General features: G+C 68.8%; 18 protein-coding genes. 7 read left to right on the plus strand and 11 right to left on the minus strand.

What is annotated here, in order from left to right:
* Positions 1-163 precede the first annotated feature (163 nt).
* Together ACWDR4_RS27110 and ACWDR4_RS27115 are read left to right on the plus strand one after the other, a co-directional pair.
* Entirely contained in the window at positions 164-1,891 is a 1,728-nt protein-coding gene (locus ACWDR4_RS27110) for an ATP-binding cassette domain-containing protein (RefSeq protein ID WP_450412532.1), read from the plus strand.
* Positions 1,892-2,003: 112 nt separating this feature from the next.
* The gene (locus ACWDR4_RS27115; RefSeq protein ID WP_450412492.1) at positions 2,004-3,221 is read left to right on the plus strand and encodes a GNAT family N-acetyltransferase; all 1,218 of its coding nucleotides are present in this window, start codon (positions 2,004-2,006) and stop codon (positions 3,219-3,221) included.
* 92 nt (positions 3,222-3,313) lie between these two features.
* Here the strand turns inward: ACWDR4_RS27115 and ACWDR4_RS27120 are convergent, their stop codons facing one another.
* Positions 3,314-5,926 carry a bifunctional FO biosynthesis protein CofGH gene (locus tag ACWDR4_RS27120; protein WP_450412494.1) on the minus strand — a complete coding sequence of 871 codons (2,613 nt, stop codon included), beginning with the start codon at positions 5,924-5,926 and terminating at the stop codon, positions 3,314-3,316.
* Positions 5,927-6,129: 203 nt separating this feature from the next.
* The gene (locus ACWDR4_RS27125; protein ID WP_450412496.1) at positions 6,130-6,975 is read right to left on the minus strand and encodes an LLM class F420-dependent oxidoreductase; all 846 of its coding nucleotides are present in this window, start codon (positions 6,973-6,975) and stop codon (positions 6,130-6,132) included.
* A 209-nt stretch (positions 6,976-7,184) separates the two neighbouring features.
* On the opposite strand from ACWDR4_RS27125, the gene ACWDR4_RS27130 reads away from it, so the two are divergent.
* Positions 7,185-8,732, plus strand: a complete 1,548-nt coding sequence (locus ACWDR4_RS27130) for a CehA/McbA family metallohydrolase (RefSeq protein WP_450412498.1) — start codon at positions 7,185-7,187, stop codon at positions 8,730-8,732.
* 15 nt (positions 8,733-8,747) lie between these two features.
* Here the strand turns inward: ACWDR4_RS27130 and ACWDR4_RS27135 are convergent, their stop codons facing one another.
* Both ACWDR4_RS27135 and ACWDR4_RS27140 read right to left on the minus strand, forming a co-directional pair.
* On the minus strand, positions 8,748-9,737 hold the full coding sequence (locus ACWDR4_RS27135) for an LAETG motif-containing sortase-dependent surface protein (protein WP_450412500.1): 990 nt from the start codon (positions 9,735-9,737) through the stop codon (positions 8,748-8,750).
* 150 nt (positions 9,738-9,887) lie between these two features.
* A complete protein-coding gene (locus tag ACWDR4_RS27140; RefSeq protein ID WP_450412502.1) occupies positions 9,888-10,706 on the minus strand; it encodes an endonuclease/exonuclease/phosphatase family protein in 819 nt (272 codons plus the stop codon).
* Between the two features lie 115 nt (positions 10,707-10,821).
* Here ACWDR4_RS27140 and ACWDR4_RS27145 point away from each other — a divergent pair, with 115 nt between their 5' ends.
* On the plus strand, positions 10,822-11,217 hold the full coding sequence (locus tag ACWDR4_RS27145; RefSeq protein ID WP_450412504.1) for a nitroreductase family deazaflavin-dependent oxidoreductase: 396 nt from the start codon (positions 10,822-10,824) through the stop codon (positions 11,215-11,217).
* A 13-nt stretch (positions 11,218-11,230) separates the two neighbouring features.
* Here the strand turns inward: ACWDR4_RS27145 and ACWDR4_RS27150 are convergent, their stop codons facing one another.
* Together ACWDR4_RS27150 and ACWDR4_RS27155 are read right to left on the minus strand one after the other, a co-directional pair.
* Positions 11,231-11,848, minus strand: a complete 618-nt coding sequence (locus ACWDR4_RS27150) for a hypothetical protein (RefSeq protein ID WP_450412505.1) — start codon at positions 11,846-11,848, stop codon at positions 11,231-11,233.
* A complete protein-coding gene (locus tag ACWDR4_RS27155) occupies positions 11,845-12,120 on the minus strand; it encodes a hypothetical protein (protein WP_450412506.1) in 276 nt (91 codons plus the stop codon). Before ACWDR4_RS27155 ends, ACWDR4_RS27150 begins: the two co-directional genes overlap by 4 nt.
* 169 nt (positions 12,121-12,289) lie before the next feature.
* On the opposite strand from ACWDR4_RS27155, the gene ACWDR4_RS27160 reads away from it, so the two are divergent.
* On the plus strand, positions 12,290-12,604 hold the full coding sequence (locus ACWDR4_RS27160; protein ID WP_450412508.1) for a MazG-like family protein: 315 nt from the start codon (positions 12,290-12,292) through the stop codon (positions 12,602-12,604).
* Positions 12,605-12,797: 193 nt separating this feature from the next.
* Here the strand turns inward: ACWDR4_RS27160 and ACWDR4_RS27165 are convergent, their stop codons facing one another.
* The 3 genes from ACWDR4_RS27165 to ACWDR4_RS27175 form a co-directional block, all read right to left on the minus strand.
* Entirely contained in the window at positions 12,798-13,079 is a 282-nt protein-coding gene (locus ACWDR4_RS27165; protein ID WP_235477724.1) for a hypothetical protein, read from the minus strand.
* Complete coding sequence (locus tag ACWDR4_RS27170) at positions 13,076-13,351, minus strand: hypothetical protein (protein WP_450412510.1); 276 nt, start codon at positions 13,349-13,351, stop codon at positions 13,076-13,078. The genes ACWDR4_RS27165 and ACWDR4_RS27170 overlap by 4 nt, the downstream gene beginning before the upstream one ends.
* 74 nt (positions 13,352-13,425) lie before the next feature.
* On the minus strand, positions 13,426-13,887 hold the full coding sequence (locus tag ACWDR4_RS27175) for an ATP-binding protein (RefSeq protein ID WP_450412511.1): 462 nt from the start codon (positions 13,885-13,887) through the stop codon (positions 13,426-13,428).
* A gap of 223 nt (positions 13,888-14,110) precedes the next feature.
* On the opposite strand from ACWDR4_RS27175, the gene ACWDR4_RS27180 reads away from it, so the two are divergent.
* Positions 14,111-14,965: a helix-turn-helix domain-containing protein gene (locus ACWDR4_RS27180; RefSeq protein WP_450412513.1), complete on the plus strand. Its 855-nt coding sequence runs from the start codon at positions 14,111-14,113 to the stop codon at positions 14,963-14,965.
* 10 nt (positions 14,966-14,975) lie between these two features.
* Complete coding sequence (locus tag ACWDR4_RS27185) at positions 14,976-15,158, plus strand: DUF397 domain-containing protein (protein WP_450412515.1); 183 nt, start codon at positions 14,976-14,978, stop codon at positions 15,156-15,158.
* Between the two features lie 417 nt (positions 15,159-15,575).
* Here the strand turns inward: ACWDR4_RS27185 and ACWDR4_RS27190 are convergent, their stop codons facing one another.
* Both ACWDR4_RS27190 and ACWDR4_RS27195 read right to left on the minus strand, forming a co-directional pair.
* A complete protein-coding gene (locus ACWDR4_RS27190) occupies positions 15,576-16,067 on the minus strand; it encodes a hypothetical protein (protein ID WP_450412516.1) in 492 nt (163 codons plus the stop codon).
* 196 nt (positions 16,068-16,263) lie between these two features.
* Positions 16,264-16,488 carry a bacteriocin immunity protein gene (locus ACWDR4_RS27195; RefSeq protein ID WP_450412518.1) on the minus strand — a complete coding sequence of 75 codons (225 nt, stop codon included), beginning with the start codon at positions 16,486-16,488 and terminating at the stop codon, positions 16,264-16,266.
* Positions 16,489-16,502: the final 14 nt, after the last annotated feature.

Raw genomic sequence — 16,502 nt, forward strand, 5'->3', positions numbered from 1 at the left:
GGACGCCAAGAACACCCGAGCCGCGAACACCCGCCCCGAAATTCCCCCGCCCCCACCAGCCGAGATCGTCTACAGCGGCGAGCACTCGATCAACCCGCTGGGCAACGTGTCCTTCCGGCAGTTGTGCGCCAAGCTGCCGTCCGTGCTGCGGGGCATCGCGCGGATGGCCTGGCAGCTCGACCGGGCCGCCGTGGTGCTGCTCCTGGCCTGCCAGGTCGTCACGGGTGTGGCCGCGGCGGTCCTGCTGGCCGCCACCGGCCGTGCCATGCAGCCGATCCTGAGCGGCGGCGCCGTTTCGGACCGGCTCCACCAGGCCGTGCCCGCCCTGCTCGTGGTGGCGGGTGCGGCGGCCTGCGGCCGGGTGGCCGGCGCGGTGGCCTCGTACGCCGACCGGCGGATCACACCGCCGCTCACGACGCGCGCCGACACGGCCCTGGTCGAGGCCGTCTGCCGGGTCGAGGCCGCCGCGTACGCGCAGGACGGCTTCGCCGACCGGCAGGAAGCGGCGGAGATGGGCGTGGTGCGTACGCACGTCATGGTCAATGACGCCCAGCGGTTCATGTCGGCCCTGATCAGGATGGTCGCGGCCAGCGGCGTGCTGTCCATCCTCCATCCGTTGATGGTGCCGCTGCTCGTTCTGGCCGTGCTGCCCGCGGGCATCGGCGCCGTGCTCTCCGCCCGCGTCGACTACGAGATGCACTACGCGAACGTCGCCGACCGCAACGTACGGCACATGATGCGCTGGTGGGCCACGACGCCCAAGCACGGTGACGAGGTCCGTGCCAACGGGATGACGGGCTACCTGCTGTTCTGGTACCGCGCGCTGTCCGAACGTATCGACCGGCGGCTGCGGGCCGTCGCCCCGCGCACCCTGCGCATCGCGCTGGTGTCCTCCCTGGTCGGCGGGCTCTTCCTCGTGCTGACCTGGGCGGCGCTCGCCTGGCTGGCCGTGACGGGGCGGGTCGAACTCGCTGTCGCCGCCCTGGCCGTCGTCGCCGTGCAGACCACCCTGGCCGCGCTGTCCCAGGTCGTCGTCAACGGCGCCGCCCTCTTCCACACCAGCCTCTACCTCACCGACATGCAGGCCTTCCTCGACGACGCGGCACAACGCGCCCCTCAGCGCGGGGAGTCGGGCGTCGACCTCCCGGTCGAGGAGATCCGGCTCGACGAGGCGGCGTACCGGTACCCGGGCAAGGAGCGCCCCGCCGTCGACGGGGTGTCGCTCACCTTCCGCCGGGGCGAGATCGTCGCCATCGTCGGCGAGAACGGCTCGGGCAAGTCGACACTGCTCCGCCTGATCACCGGGATCTACCTGGCGGACAAGGGGAAGGTGACCTGGAACGGGGCGGATCTGGCAGCAGTGGATCAGGACGCGGTGTGGGCGCGCACCGGACTCGTCCCGCAGCTCTTCGCGCAGTGGCCGCTGCGCGTACGGGAGAACGTGACCCTCGGCCAGCCCCGCTCCGAGGACGACGCTCCCGTGTGGGAGGCCGTCGACGCCGTCGGTATGCGCGAAGCGGTCGAGGATCTCCCGAACGGGATGGAGACCCTGCTCGCCCGGGAGGTGTTCGGCGGCGCGGAGCTGTCCGGCGGTCAGTGGCAGCGGCTGGCCTGCTCGCGTGCCCTGTACCGCCTGCCGGAACTCCTGATCCTGGACGAGCCGACCTCGCAGATGGACCCGCGCGGCGAACACAGGATCTTCGAGGAGATCAAGCGCGTCGCCGCCGACCGCATCACCATCGTCGTGACCCACCAACTGGAGAACACGAAGATCGCCGACCGTGTGGTCGTGATGGAGCACGGACGGGTGACCGAACAGGGCGAGTACGAGGATCTCGTCCACGCCGGCGGTCTCTTCGCGGAACTTCTCCGCCTCGCCAAGGACCGGTAGGACCAGTAGGACCGGCCCTAATTCGCTTGCCCCGGCCACCGGGCACCGCTGCAATGTGGCCAGTCACCATGAGTCGTGGTGGTGCCGGTATCCCGAGGAGGCAGCGGCAGCGATGGAGATACGCCCCACGACCGATGAGGATCTCGACGTCTTCGTCGACACCGTCCATGCCGCGTTCGGGCTCTTCCCGGAACCCCCGGTCGAGGGCGGCGGGCTCTGGTGGTCGGCGTTCGAGATGGACCGCGGCCTGCTCGCCCTGACGGCGGACGGGCGGCCCGTCGGTACCACCTCCACGTACTCCTTCGAGCTCACCCTGCCCGGTGAGACCCTCGTCCCGGTCCCCGGGGTGACCGCCGTCGGCGTCCTGCCCTCGCACCGGCGCCAGGGCGTGCTCAGCGCGATGATGCGGCATCAGCTCGCCGACCTGCGGGCCCGCGGGGAGTTCCTCTCCGTGCTGCTGGCCTCCGAGGCCACGATCTACGGCAGGTTCGGCTACGGACCGGCGACCTACACGGCGCAACTGACGGTGGAGCGCCGCCGGGCCGCCCTCACCGTTCCCCGGGCTCGCGGAGTAGCCGACGCCCTGGCGACCGGCTCGGTCGAGGTGCTGCGTCGTGCCGAATGCGTCGAGATCCTGGAAGAGGTCTACGACCGGTACCGCCGCGCCCAGCCCGGCGCACTGTCCCGGCCGCACCGCTGGTGGGCCCTGCGCGCGGGGCAGCCCCCGATCTCGCCGGCGCCGCGCTACGTCGCCGTCCACCGCGACGCCGACGGTGTCCCGGACGGGTACGCCAGCTACTCGATCGAGTCCGGCACCCTGACCGTCGACGAGACCATCGCCACCGACGACGCCGTCTTCACGGCCCTGGCCCACTTCGTACTCGGACACGACCTCGTCTCTCAGGTCGTGTTCAAGCACGTCCCGCCCGAGCACCCGCTGCGCTGGCAGCTCGTGGACCGCCGCGCCGGCGAGGTCAGCGGCGACATGGACTGGCTCTGGGTACGGCTGCTGGACGTCCCGCGTGCGCTGACCGCGCGCGGCTGGTTCACGGACGGCGAGCTGGTCCTCGACGTCGACGACCCGTTCCTCGGCGAGCACGGCCGCTACCTGCTGACCGTCCGCGACGGCAAGGCCGACTGCGTCCCCACGGACCGCGAGCCCGACCTGTCCCTGGACATACGCGACCTGGGCTCCGTCTACCTCGGAGGCACCGCCCCGAGCACGCTCGTACGTGCCGGACACATCGAGGCCCACCACCCGGACGCGGCCACCCTCGCCGACACCCTCTTCCGCGCCGACCGCCCCCCGCACTGCCTGCACTGGTTCTGACCGCAAGGGCGGGGTCGGGGGCGGGGCGAGGACGGCCGGGCCGGAGCGGGCACCCCCTCACCAGCATCCCGCCCTGGCCCTGGCCCCGGCCCTCACTCCAACACAGGCAACAACTCCGGCAGATGCCCGTCCGAAACAGCCGCCGCCCGCTGCCGTTCCTCCGTGACCTCCCCGTAAAGGGTGGTCCGGGGCCGGGCCGGGCGCCCCGCCGCCTCCGCGACCGCGATCAGTTCCTTCACTGACTTGTACGAGCCGTAACTCGACCCCGCCATACGGGAGATGGTCTCCTCCATCAGCGTGCCGCCCAGGTCGTTGGCGCCCGAGCGGAGCATCTCCGCCGCGCCCTCCGTCCCCAACTTCACCCAGCTCGTCTGGATGTTGGGGATGTGCGTGTGCAGGAGAAGGCGGGCCATGGCGATGACCGCCCGGTTGTCGCGCATCGTCGGGCCGGGGCGGGCGATGCCGGCCAGGTACACCGGCGCGTTGGTGTGGATGAAGGGGAGGGTGACGAACTCCGTGAAGCCGCCCGTCTGTTGCTGGATGCGGGCCAGGGTGCGGAAGTGGCCGAGCCAGTGCCGGGGTTGGTCCACATGGCCGTACATCATCGTCGAGGACGAGCGGATGCCCAGCTCGTGGGCCGTCGTCACCACCTCGATCCACGTCGCCGTCGGCAGCTTGCCCTTCGTCAGCACCCAGCGGACCTCGTCGTCGAGGATCTCCGCCGCCGTGCCGGGGATCGTGTCGAGGCCGGCTTCCTTCGCGGCCGTCAGCCACTCACGGATGGACATCCCGGTGCGGGAGGCGCCGTTGACGACCTCCATCGGCGAGAAGGCGTGTACGTGCATCCCGGGCACCTTCTCCTTCACCGCACGCGCGATGTCGAAGTAGGCCGTGCCAGGGAGGTCCGGGTGGATGCCACCCTGCATACAGACCTCAACCGCCCCTACCTCCCAGGCCTGTTGGGCGCGGTCCGCCACCTGGTCCAGCGACAGCGTGTACGCGTCGGCGTCCGTGCGGCGCTGGGCGAAGGCGCAGAAACGGCAGCCGGTGTAGCAGACGTTGGTGAAGTTGATGTTCCGGGTGACGATGTAGGTGACGTCGTCCCCGACCGCCGACTTCCGTACGTCGTCGGCGACTTGGCACAGTGCGTCCAGCGCGGGACCGTCCGCGTGGAAGAGGGCCAGCGCCTCGGCGTCGGTCAGGCGAGTGGGGTCGTCGGCCGCCGTCGCCAACGCGGCCCGTACGTCCGTGTCGATGCGCTCCGGCACCATCCCGGGCGCCGCCGCCTCCCGCAGGGCGCCCCAGTCGCCGTACACCTCGTCGAAGTCGTCGCGCCGGTCGGACGTACGGCCGTCGGTGTCGATCGTGGAGTGGAGATCCGTGCGGCCCGACGCCACGAACACCTCCTCCGGCTCCTGCCACGGGTGGCCCTCGACGACCGCGTCCGGCCGCGCGAGGCCCGTCTCCGGGTCGGCGAGGGCCCGTACGTGCGGGAGCAGTCGCGGGTCCAGCCACGGCTCACCTCGCTGCACGAACTCCGGGTAGACGCAGAGGCGTTCGCGCAGTTCGAAGCCCGCCGTTGCCGACTTCGCCGCCAACTCCTCGATCTGGGGCCAGGGGCGTTCCGGGTTGACGTGGTCGATGGTGAGCGGGGAGACGCCGCCCCAGTCGTCGATGCCGGCGGCGATCAACCGCTCGTACTCGGAGTCGACCAGGTTGGGTGGTGCTTGGAGGCAGGCGCTCGGGCCCAGCAACAGCCTGGCCACCGCCACCGTCGCGATCAGCTCGTCCAGTTCCGCGTCCGGCATTCCGCGCATCGCGGTGTCCGGCTTGGCGCGGAAGTTCTGGATGATCAGTTCCTGGATGGAGTGGTACGCGCGGGACACGCGGCGCAGGGCGAAGAGGGACTCCGCTCGCTCCTCGTACGTCTCGCCGATTCCGATCAGGATGCCCGAGGTGAAGGGGACGGATGACCGGCCCGCGTCCTCCAACACCCTTAGCCGTACGGCGGGTTCCTTGTCCGGGGAGCCGTAGTGCGGGCCGCCCGGCTCGGACCAGAGGCGGGTCGCCGTCGTCTCCAGCATCATGCCCATGCTCGGGGCGACCGGCTTCAGTCGCTGGAAGTCCGTCCAGGACATCACCCCGGGGTTGAGGTGGGGCAGCAGGCCCGTCTCCTCCAGGATGCGGATCGAGATGGCGCGGACGTACGCGATCGTGTCGTCGTAGCCGTGCGCGTCGAGCCACTCGCGCGCCTCCGGCCAGCGGTCCTCGGGTTTGTCACCGAGGGTGATAAGCGCTTCCTTGCAGCCGAGGGCGGCGCCGCGACGGGCCACGTCCAGGACCTCGTCGGGGGACATGAACATGCCGTGTCCGGCCCGGCGGAGCTTGCCGGGCACGGTGACGAAGGTGCAGTAGTGGCATTTGTCACGGCAGAGGCGGGTCAGGGGGATGAAGACGCTCTTCGAGTACGTGATGACGCCCGGGCGGCCCGCCGCCTCCAGACCGGCGTTCCGCACGCGGGCCGCGGACGCGGTGAGGTCGTCGAGGGCCTCGCCTCGGGCCTGGAGCAGCACCGCCGCCTCGCCGACGTCGAGGGCGACGCCGTCACGGGCGCGTTTCAGGGCGCGACGCATGGAGTTCTCGGTCGGGCCGGTGGCGCCGGGGCGCTCGGTGGGGCCGGTTCCGGAGGTCTCGGGAGTCGTCATCCTTCGAGCATACGATCGATGTGATCAGGTCTTGCAGGGACCGCCCTGTCCGTTCGGGCGGCCGAACGTTACAGGGCGGCACTGTCGGACATGGTCTGCCGAGCTACTACGGGCTACTACGAGCCACTAGTACCTGGGTATGACCACGGGCGTACGAGTACGGAGCTACACGTACAGGGCTACAGGTACGGGGCGCAGCCGGGCTACAGGTACGGGGCGTACTCGTCCAGCAGGCTCAGCGCCTCCGCCTCGCCGACCGGCGGCAGCTGCACCACGGCCTCCTCGATCCCGAGGTCGGCGTAGTGCGCGAGCTTGCCCGGGGTGGGCTGGATGGCGTACGGCACGACCTGGAGGGCGGCCGGGTCGCGGCCCGCGTCGGCCCACACCGACCGCAGCACGGGCAGTGACTCGGACAGGCCGCGCCCGCCGATCGGCAGCCAGCCGTCGGCGTACTCGCTGATGTGGGCGAACAGTTTCGGCCCCGCCGAGCCGCCGATGAGGGTGCGGGGGCCGACGACCGGCCCGCGCGGCTTCCGCACCGGCTTGGGGTACGCCGTACTCGCCCGCACACTCCCGAACTCGCCCTCGTACGCGGTCGGTTCGTCCGACCACAAGGCGCGCATGAGCGCCATCCGGTCCCGGATCAGCGCGCGCCGCGTACGCCATTCCACGCCGTGGTCGGCGGCCTCCTCGACGTTCCAGCCGTAGCCGAGGCCGAGGGTGAAACGGCCGCCGGAGAGGTGGTCGAGGGTGGCGATCTGCTTGGCGAGGTCGATCGGGTCGTGCTGGGCGACGAGCGTGATGCCCGTGCCGAGGGCGAGCCGCTCGGTGACGGCGGCGGCCTGACCGAGCGCGACGAAGGGGTCGAGCGTACGGCCGTACTCCGGTGGCAGGTCGCCGCCCGCCGGGTACGGGGTGGTCCGCTCGACCGGGATGTGCGTGTGCTCGGGCAGGTACAGCCCGGCGAACCCGCGCTGTTCCAGCTCACGGGCGAGCCGGGTCGGGGTGATCGTCTCGTCGGTGAGGAAGATCGTGACGGCTAGGCGCATGTCCATATCTGTACCGGGCGGTGCGTCGTCTGTCCATACCGACCGGTCGGCATTATCAGTGAAAGGTCAGTGGGCGCTGCGCGCTCGAAAGACGGCGATTTCCTTCCCTTGTACGGGAGTTCACTCCCGGATACGAGAGTGGTACGCGCCACCACCGCGTCACCCACGTCACATCCCGTGCCTCACCCCGACACTCTGGGAGCAGCAGCATGTGCGAAGACGACGACCACGGACCCGGCCTCAGCCCCGGCCTCGGCAGACGCGCGCTGTTCGTGACGGGAGCCGCCGCCGCGCTTACGTTGGGAAGCGTGACCTTCTCCGACGGCACCCCGGCCGAGGCGGCCCCCGGCACCGAGACGAAGACGGTACGGGGGACGCTCCCCACCGGCTCCCCGGACTTCGTCTACCTCCCCGTCGAGATCCCGGACGGCGTACGGGAGTTGAAGGTGGCGTACACCTACGACCGCCCGTCCGTCCCGGCCGGCACCGCGGGCAACGCGCTCGACATCGGTGTCTTCGACCAGCGTGGCACCGAACTGGGCGGCAAGGGCTTCCGGGGCTGGTCGGGCGGGGCGCGCACGGAGTTCTTCGTCCGCGCGGACGACGCCACCCCCGGCTACATCCCCGGCCCGGTGAAGGCGGGCACCTGGCACATCGCGCTGGGCCCCTACACGGTCTCCCCGCAGGGTCTCTCGTACGAGATCACCATCACGCTGACCTACGGCGAGCCCGGCGAGGCCGTCGACCCGGTCTACCCGCCGGAGCGCGCGAAGGGCAGGGGCCGGGCCTGGTACCGGGGTGACTGCCACCTGCACTCCTGGTACTCGGACGGCCGCCGCACCCCGGCGGAACTCGCGGCCCTCGCCCGGGCGGCGGGCCTGGACTTCATCAACTCGTCCGAGCACAACACCCAGTCAGCACACGCCCATTGGGCCGACGAGGCGGGCGACGACCTGCTCATCATGGTGGGCGAGGAGGTGACGACCCGCAACGGTCACGTGGTCGCGCTCGGGATGGACCCAGGCACCTTCGTGGACTGGCGGTACCGGGCCCGCGACAACCGCTTCGGCAAGTACGCGCGCCAGATCCGCCGCGCCGGCGGCCTGGTCGTCCCGGCCCACCCGCACGCCACCTGCGTCGGCTGCAACTGGAAGTTCGGCTTCAACGACGTGGACGCGGTCGAGGTGTGGAACGGCGCGTACTCCCCCGAGGACGAGGTCGCGCTGGCGGACTGGGACGGCATGCTGGTGGCGTCGGTGAGAGAGAGCGCCTCGGGCTCGCGCCGGTGGATTCCGGCCATGGGCAACAGCGACGCCCACCGCGACCCCGACCCGGTGGGCGTCCCGCAGACGGTCGTCCTGGCCGACGACCTGACCAGGGAGGCGATCCAGGAGGGCCTGAAGGCAGGACGTTCCTACGTAGCCGAGTCCAGATCAATCACCCTCTCCTTCACGGCGTCCGGCCCGAAGGGCGAACACGCGGACATCGGGGGCCGGTTGAAGGTCGCCAAGGACGCCCCGGTGACGGTCCGCCTGGAGGTGTCCGGCGCCCCGCGCTGCACGGTCCGCCTCGTGACGGACCAGGGCGTGCTGTTCACCAGCGCGGTGCTGCCGGTGGCGGGCGAGGGGGTCGTGGAGTGGCGTACGACGGCTCAGTACGCGGCGTACGTCCGGGCGGAGGTGCGGCACGAGGCGGTGCTGGCACCTCTGCCCGGGGCGTTGGCCGCGTTCACCAACCCGATCTTCCTGGGCCGGTAGCAGGGTCGGGTTCGGTCAGGAGACCTCGGTGCCGGACCTCCGACGCCGTACGACGTACACGGCGCCGGCACCGAGACCCACGGCGACGGCGCCGACGCCGGCGATCACCGGGAGGGCGGAGGAGGAGCCGGTGTGGGCGAGGTCGCCGGTGGGGGTGGGGTCGGGGGTGACCGGCGCGGTGGTGCCGGTCTGGGGGGTGGGGGTGTTGCCGCCGGTTCCGGTGGTGGGCGTGGACGTGGCTTCGCCGCCGTCGTCCTCACCCGTGTCGGTTCCGGGCTTGTAGATGCTGTAGTGCCAGTACTTCACGTACCCGCACAGCCCCTCGTCCTCGGTGCCGGAGGCGTGGAGCGTGATGTAGCCGGACCCGATGACGTCGTCATCCGGGTCGGCATAGGGATAAGGGGGGAAGTCCTCTTCGACGCTCATGCGGAGAGCCAGGGTCACGGACCCGCGCGGAGCCACGTCGACAGGGGGCAGCCACCCCTCTGTCTCGTTCTCGTCCCAGGAGATGTCCGCCCAGGTACGGGACTCGGCGTCCCATCGCTGAATATTGACGTAGTCCTGGTGCTCCAAGGGCGCGTCGGGTGCCTCCTCGTACGCGAACTTCACCAACTCGACAGCGAGGTCCTTCACCGCGATGTCGGAGCGGTTCTCCACCTTGACGGTGACACCGTGCCAGGCACCGCCCGCGATGAATTTCCTGGTCTCACCCGACACGGTGTACTGAATGAACTCGTCGTCCTTGCCCGGCTCGCTGGGGCACTCCTGCTCCCCGTCAGTGGGCGAGGCGGACACGGACGGGGAGACGGACGCCGACGGAGAAGTGCTCGCCGAGGGCGACTCGGACGCGGAGCCGGACGGAGACGGGGACGGGGACGCGCTCGTCTCCGGGGCCGAGGCCGACGGGCTCGGCGACTCCGTCGCGTACGAGGCGGTCGCGACCGTCCCGGACAGCAGCGCCGCCGGGATCAGTACGGCGGCTACCGCCAGGGCAGGGCGTGCCAAGGCACGGCGAGATCTCATGAAGTGGCCCCCGGTGAAAGGAAGTTGGCAGCGCGAAACGCACGTCGTCGCGCAAGTTCTTCTGTCACCGGTGTGACCGCTGTGACGCCCCGATGGTTGTAACCGGATGCGACTCGCCGCTCTGCTCACGACTCAGGCGGACGCCAGATCCGCCACCACCGCCGCGTGATCGGACGGCCAGATGCCCTCCACGACCCCGTGCCCGGCCCGCTCGACCTTGCGCACATGCCCGAGCCCGCCCCGCCCCGGAGGCCCGACGAAGACATAGTCGATCCGCACACTGGGCCCGAACCCGGCGGCGACATACGGGTTGGCGGCGTCCCAAGTAGCGGCCGGAGCCGCAGGATCGGCCAACTCCCAGGCGTCGAGGAAGACTTGACCGGGGACAGCCGGGGCCGTCTTGTAACCACCCAACAACCGGATCTCATCGGAGTCGGGCCAGGCGTTGAAGTCACCGGTGATGACGGGCGGGAAGGCGGTCCCGCCATGCCGTTTCGCCACGAACTCCGCGAGGGCGGTGACCTGTTGGCAGCGCACGGCCGAGGCGTGGGAGGCGGAGGTGAGGTGGGTGGTGAAGAAGGGCACGTGATGGCCAGGGGCGGCAAGCCGGGCGTACAGCGCAAGCCGCCCGTCGTCCAACTCCTCAGGCGCCGGCAACCGCATCGCCTCACTCTCGACGACGGGCCACCGACTCAGCACCGCGTTGCCGACATCGACCTTCGCGCCGCCGATACGCCGCTGCCAACGTTCGGGGACGTCGGAGGGAGCCCAGGTCCAGTGCAGCCCCAGCTCATCGGCGAGCCAGCCGGCAAGGTTCTCGCCACCGAACTCCCAGACCTCCTGAAGCCCGACGACATCAGGCCGCAGATCCCTCAACACGGCCAGAATCGCCTTCTGCCGCGCCTCCCAGGGCCCGAACCGCCACCACAGGTTCCAGGTCACCACGCGCATACTCGCCACCGCCCACCCATTTCGCCCACCCACCGCACCCAGTCACTGTGCCCCTGGGTCACCATTCAAGAGCACCCAACAGCAGCGGCACGAACACAGGAGGCACAAGACCAACATGTCCCGCTTCACAGAGTTCAGATTCAAGGCCGCCACCACCTTCCAACGCCGCATCGGCAACCCCGTCACCCGCCGCCTCCCCTTCCAGACCCTCCTGGAGACCACGGGCCGCACCTCGGGCCTCCCCCGCGTCACCCCGCTCGGCGGACGCCGCATCGGCAACGAGTTCTGGCTGGTCTCAGAGTTCGGCGAGAAGTCCCAGTACGTACGGAACATCAAGGCGAACCCGCGAGTACGGGTGCGGGTCGGAGGCCGCTGGCACGAGGGCACGGCCCACCTCCTTCCGGACGACGACCCGATCGCCCGCCTGCGGACACTCCCGAAGGGCAACAGCACAGCCGTACGGGCCATGGGGACGAATCTGCTGACGGTGCGGGTGGATCTGGAGGGCTGAGGGATCGGCCTGCTCAGCTACGGGGGCGAGGCTTGCGTGTGACGGCGCCGGGTGGGAAGTGCTCGGCGCCAAGGACTTCGTCCGCCTGGTGGATGGTGATGGCGAGGTCTGTCATGTCGCGCAGTGGAGTCAGATCGACTTGCCGGTGCTTGCCGTAGCAAGTGATCGTCAGCTTCTTGATGCCGGGAAGGGCCCTGGCCACCGTAGCGAGGTCGTCTCCTGCATCCCAGCTTGCCAGGTGGAACTCCTCGATATGCGGTGCGGGAGGGAACTTGGCAAGCATGGACAAGCTGGCGCGGCCCTGGAGACTGAGGCGGCTGAGCTTGGGCAATTCCGAGACCTGGGAGAAGCCGTCCACGACGTCCCGCAAGGTCAGGGTAGTGAGATCGGGCCAGCGAGTGATGCCCTCCAGCGTGCGGAGATGCTTGCAGGAGATGGTTCCGAGCCACAGTTCGGTGAGATCTCCGCCAACCGGCAGCGCATGAAGGCTCTGGTAGGGGAGTTCCAGATTGAGGCCCAGGTTCTTGAGGCCGGTCAGCGACGTCAGCAGTGAGGCGCACTCCGGGTGACGCCGGTCGGCCGCGTTGAGCGCCGCAGCCAGGGGTCCGGTGTCCAGGACCGCGGCGATCACGCCGAGTCGCCGAAGCGCTCGCGCATCCGCTCGCGGATGTAGTCGTCGTGCCGTTCAGCCAGATCCTCTGGACCGTTCACGCTGCCGATCAGGGCCAGCAGCCCGGCCGGGACCGACTCCTCGTCCTCGTTCGCGTCGACTGCCGACAGTGACTGGGCAACCTGGGACAGTTCCTCATCCTGGGTGACGAGCAGGCGCAGGCGTCGCACCTGGGTCGGGGAGAGGCGGTCCACCATGTGGTGCATGTCCTCGTAGTCGAATGCAGCGGTCACGCCAGCACTGTAGGACGGCCCTGCGGCCCTGGACAGCTGGATCGGCAGAAGTTCACCCCCGCCGGCGGGCGGGCAGTCGCCCGAGGATTGCTGAGCGGCCTCGGTCAGCGCTCTTTTCTGACCCGAACCCCGTACGTACAACCTCATACAACCCCGTTTGGAGAACCTGATGGATGCACACACCTGGGACCTCGTCGACCGGCTCCGCGTCTGGCTGGACGCCGAGAGCCCGGTGACCGGGGACACCGCCACGGCCATGCGCGTCCTCAAGATCGGCGAGGAGTTCGGCGAGGTCGCCGAGGCCCTGCACGGAGTGATGGGGACGAACCCGAGGAAGGGTGAAAGCCATACGTGGCAGGACGTCCAGGAAGAGCTCTGCGACGTCGCGATCACGACCCTGATCGCGCTCGCGACGCTCACGCCGGACGCGCAGAAGGTGTTCGAGGCCAAGCTCCAGCGCATCGCCGACCGCTCCCTCACCTGACCGCAGAACCGGCCACCACTGGTGACCTGCGCACGACCCCTCTCGTCCGCTTCCCCCGTGGCGGACGAGAAGGGCCGTTCCGTGTACCGGGGGCTGCTGGTGGGCTACTGCCGTCGGACACTGCGCACCCTCGCGCGGTGCGTGGCGCCGGGGTCCTGCCATAAGCCGCCGCGGGTCCGACCTTCCGGGGTACTCAGTCCACCACCTGTGGATCCCGGAAGTAGAAGACGACCGTCACTCCCATCCCCGGCGTGTGCGTGTACACGACGGTGATCGCCTCCGCCGAGTCGCGAGCGAGCGGTGTCGTGTACGTGTACTCCACGGAAGGAGGGCGCCAGCCCGGAATCTCGCGGCCGGCCGCCGGGTCCCGCCCGATCACCGCGAGCGCGTCCCGTACGACTTCCCGCTCCCCCTCCGTCAGGTCGCCGAACACCTTCCTCGCGGGTTCGGCCTCCTCCAAGGGAACCTCGTTCACGTACCGCCGCCCCCGCCGCGAGCTTCCTCAAGGGCCGTCATGATCTCCGGCGAGTTCCTGATCCGAACCCGGTGGCGGTAGGCCCTGACCACAGCGGCGGGCCCCTTGAAGTCATTGGTCGGGGAGGCCCCTATGGCAGCCGCCAGCTCCTCCTCGAACCGCTCCAGGTCCCCCGGGAAGCCATAACGGCTGAGCGCACTGCGCAGGTCGTCCACTGTCCGGATCTGTGGGAGCGGCATCTCTCCCCAGGCGTGCTCGGGCTGTGCGCTCATGATCTGCTCCTGATGAACGGGCGTGGCTCCACTTCTCAGTATGGCGCCGCTCACGGAAGGCCGACAGGGCGTGATCACCCGGTCACCTCCGTCGGTCCGCAGTCGGCCCACAGCATCTTCCCGCCCTTCGACGCCCCCAGTTCCCGCAGCACCGACACACCCCACGAGTCCGCGCACGCCCGTACGAGATGCAGCCCGCGCCCGCCTTCCGCGTCGTCCGGGGGTACGGCGGCGAGGGCGCCCTTCCCCGATGCCGAGAAGCCGGGCGGGACCCGGGGGTCCGTATCCCAGACCGCGACCCGGAGGCGGTCGGGTTCCGTGGCGAGGAGGCGGAGCATGTACGGGCCCCTGGTGTGGAGGTGGGCGTTGGTGAGCAGTTCGGAGGCGAGGAGTTCTGCCGTGGGGGTCAGGTGGGTGAGGTCGTGGGCGGCCAGGACGGTGCGCAGGGTCGCGCGGGCGATGCCCGGTGCGCGGGGATCGTGCGGGAGCTGGAGGGCGTAACTCCAAGAGGGGGATGACGGCGATACGGTGGCCATCGGAAGTCTCCGATCACGGAGGGGAGTTGAGTGGTGTCGGTACGTTGTGTCGCGGTGCCCAGTGACCGTGGCCGCTCCGTCGAGCGGGGTACTGCTGGGCGGGGGCGCCTGAAGATGAAGATAGGGGGTCCGCAAAGGTGCTTTGCTGGATTCCGAAGGATCTCAGCGCTTTATCCCTCATGTGGGTGACAGACCCCTTCAGCGCCCGCGGCAAGGAGACGCCATGACGACACGGCCCACTCAGACGGCCCGACGTGTCCGGCTCGCGACGGAGCTGCGCAAACTCCGGGAGCGGGCGGGGATGACCGCGACGGAGACAGCGCCACTGCTGGGCACCAGTTCCGGTCAACTCAGCAATGTGGAGTCCGCCCGATTCGGAGTGAGCCCCGACCGCGTCCGCGCGATGGCACGCCTCTACTCGTGCACGGACCAGGCCTACATCGACGCCCTCGCCAACATGGCCGGCGAGAAGACGCGAGGCTGGTGGTGGGAGTCGTACCGCGAAGTGCTGCCGTCGGGATTGCTCGCCCTCGCCGAACTGGAGCACCACGCAACCGCCCTGCGCACCGCCTTCACGTCACACATCCCCGGAATGCTCCAGACCTCCGAGCACGCCCGTGAGATCTTCCGCCATGTGATCCCGGCCCCCACCCCGCCCGAGGTCGAGCACCGGGTCTCGTACCGCGTCAAACGACAGGACGTCGTGTACCGGGCCGACCCGAATCCGTACAGCACCGTCATCCATGAAGCCGCCCTGCACATGCGGGTCGGCGGCCGTGATGTGGCACGCGCGCAGCTCCGGCACCTGCTCGACATGAGCGAGCGGGATCACATCACCCTCCGGGTGCTGCCGTTCGACGTCGGTGCGTTCCCCGGGTCGGGGCAGTCCATCAACTATCTGTGCGGACCCGTACCGCAGCTGGACACCGTCCAACTCGACCAGTTCCACGGCCCCATGCTGTTGGATGCCGAGGCCCATCTGGAGAAGTACCGGCGTCTCCTGGACACTGTCGAGGCCGTCGCCCTCGGCCCGGAGAAGTCCCGGGACCTGATCCTTGCCATCGCCCAGAACCTGTAGAGGAGCCCTCATGTCCCAGCACGTCTGGACGAAGTCGTCCCACTGCCAGGAAGGCGAGGCCTGCGTCCATATATCCGTCACCGCCGAAACGGTCCTGCTGGCCGATTCAGCAACCCCCTCCCCCGCAGCCATCCTCTCCATCAGCCACCCCGCCTTCACGAACCTCATCCGCATGCTCAAGGCCGACGGATGAACCTGTGTAGACGACCTGCAGGACCAACTCCCAGGCCTCGCCCTGTGGATCGCCCGGGTACGGCTCGCGCTCGCCCACAACTCCAAGGCAAGCGTTCAGACCACCCGGACTCTACGAGTCGGAACTGAGGATGGAATAGGCCCACACGCGGCTACCGCAGCGATCCCACATCCTGAGCCACATAGCGTGCGTGCGGATGCGCTAGATCAGGCCGGGGGCGCACCCGCGGGAAGGTCAGGAGCCAGAGCCTCGAAGACCTTCTGCATGAATTCATCCGAATACCCCGTCAACATCTCTGACGCCTGCAACAACGCACCACCCGCCCGCAGTGGAATCACTCGGTAAAAAAGCACGGGACGCAATTAGTGCTTCGTATCCACCCAGCCGTTCCATCAACTCCTATGGACACACCGCCACCTACGCATAACCCCGCAGGAAATAACGGCTTTCCCGTAGCGATCTCCTTAGCCTACAGTGAAGTGCAATGTCGAGGTTGGCACGTTTAAAGGAGAGATCCTGCTCAATCCGCCTGGACGCCGGATTCACCTCGTCCAGCGCAGAGTATGCACTACCTGCAAATTTTTGCACCCAGGGCAGACCGACGACGGCATTGCCGTATGCCTCGTATGCGGATTGAACACTTCCCGCCCAACCTAGAGTGACATCCCTAGTGACGTAGTCAAGTTCCGCCCACCACGGATATTTGGCTAGTTGTACCTCAAAGTTGTTGCAGTTCTGGCCCGGCTGACTGATTCTAAAGGAGGGACTATCCACGTCAGCAACCACCGACGCGCGGGAGACGATGTTGCCTTCGCCTGTCGCCTCCGACTCAGCTGCGACAGAAAAGAATCGGGTCTGCACCTCGCGGAACCACCAGGGCAGTACTTCCCCTTGACTCACTGCAGCCACCTGATCGAACGTAACCTCCATATAGACATCCACGCTGGAGCCAAGCCTGCCTACTGAGCCGCTCCGGGCCTGATAAAAGCAGCCGTTGACGCCGAGCGCCCGTTTTCGGGCGCCGGATCAGGGCCAAGTGAGCCGAGATGCGGCCAAATAAAATTACGGCGGCCGTATTCCCGAGCTCCGCGATTCGAGATGCCCGTCACAAGGCAATGGGCTTATAAGACAAGGCGGTGTCGACGACTTGTTCAGCCGTCACTTCGTCTGGCAAGCCCTCTAGTTCAGGATGGAATATCAGACCAAGAACCCGAGGGTGGGGCACATTACCCTCCAGGATTTCAATCATCCTGTCGACTTCTTCTTCAGCGCCCTCCGAAGCCATGATTTTTCGAACTAGCTCGACGAGTTGGTCACGCGTCATGCTCACCCATCCTCCACTCC

Source organism: Streptomyces sp. NPDC000878, from assembly GCF_053599695.1.

Bases quoted from the DNA above. Each gene is read 5' to 3' on its own strand.
- ACWDR4_RS27110 (WP_450412532.1), top strand. From the start codon at position 164: ATGGCCTGGCAGCTCGACCGGGCCGCCGTGGTGCTGCTCCTGGCCTGC.
- ACWDR4_RS27115 (WP_450412492.1), top strand. From the start codon at position 2,004: ATGGAGATACGCCCCACGACCGATGAGGATCTCGACGTCTTCGTCGAC.
- ACWDR4_RS27120 (WP_450412494.1), bottom strand. From the start codon at position 5,926: ATGACGACTCCCGAGACCTCCGGAACCGGCCCCACCGAGCGCCCCGGC.
- ACWDR4_RS27125 (WP_450412496.1), bottom strand. From the start codon at position 6,975: ATGCGCCTAGCCGTCACGATCTTCCTCACCGACGAGACGATCACCCCG.
- ACWDR4_RS27130 (WP_450412498.1), top strand. From the start codon at position 7,185: ATGTGCGAAGACGACGACCACGGACCCGGCCTCAGCCCCGGCCTCGGC.
- ACWDR4_RS27140 (WP_450412502.1), bottom strand. From the start codon at position 10,706: ATGCGCGTGGTGACCTGGAACCTGTGGTGGCGGTTCGGGCCCTGGGAG.
- ACWDR4_RS27145 (WP_450412504.1), top strand. From the start codon at position 10,822: ATGTCCCGCTTCACAGAGTTCAGATTCAAGGCCGCCACCACCTTCCAA.
- ACWDR4_RS27160 (WP_450412508.1), top strand. From the start codon at position 12,290: ATGGATGCACACACCTGGGACCTCGTCGACCGGCTCCGCGTCTGGCTG.
- ACWDR4_RS27170 (WP_450412510.1), bottom strand. From the start codon at position 13,351: ATGAGCGCACAGCCCGAGCACGCCTGGGGAGAGATGCCGCTCCCACAG.
- ACWDR4_RS27175 (WP_450412511.1), bottom strand. From the start codon at position 13,887: ATGGCCACCGTATCGCCGTCATCCCCCTCTTGGAGTTACGCCCTCCAG.
- ACWDR4_RS27180 (WP_450412513.1), top strand. From the start codon at position 14,111: ATGACGACACGGCCCACTCAGACGGCCCGACGTGTCCGGCTCGCGACG.
- ACWDR4_RS27185 (WP_450412515.1), top strand. From the start codon at position 14,976: ATGTCCCAGCACGTCTGGACGAAGTCGTCCCACTGCCAGGAAGGCGAG.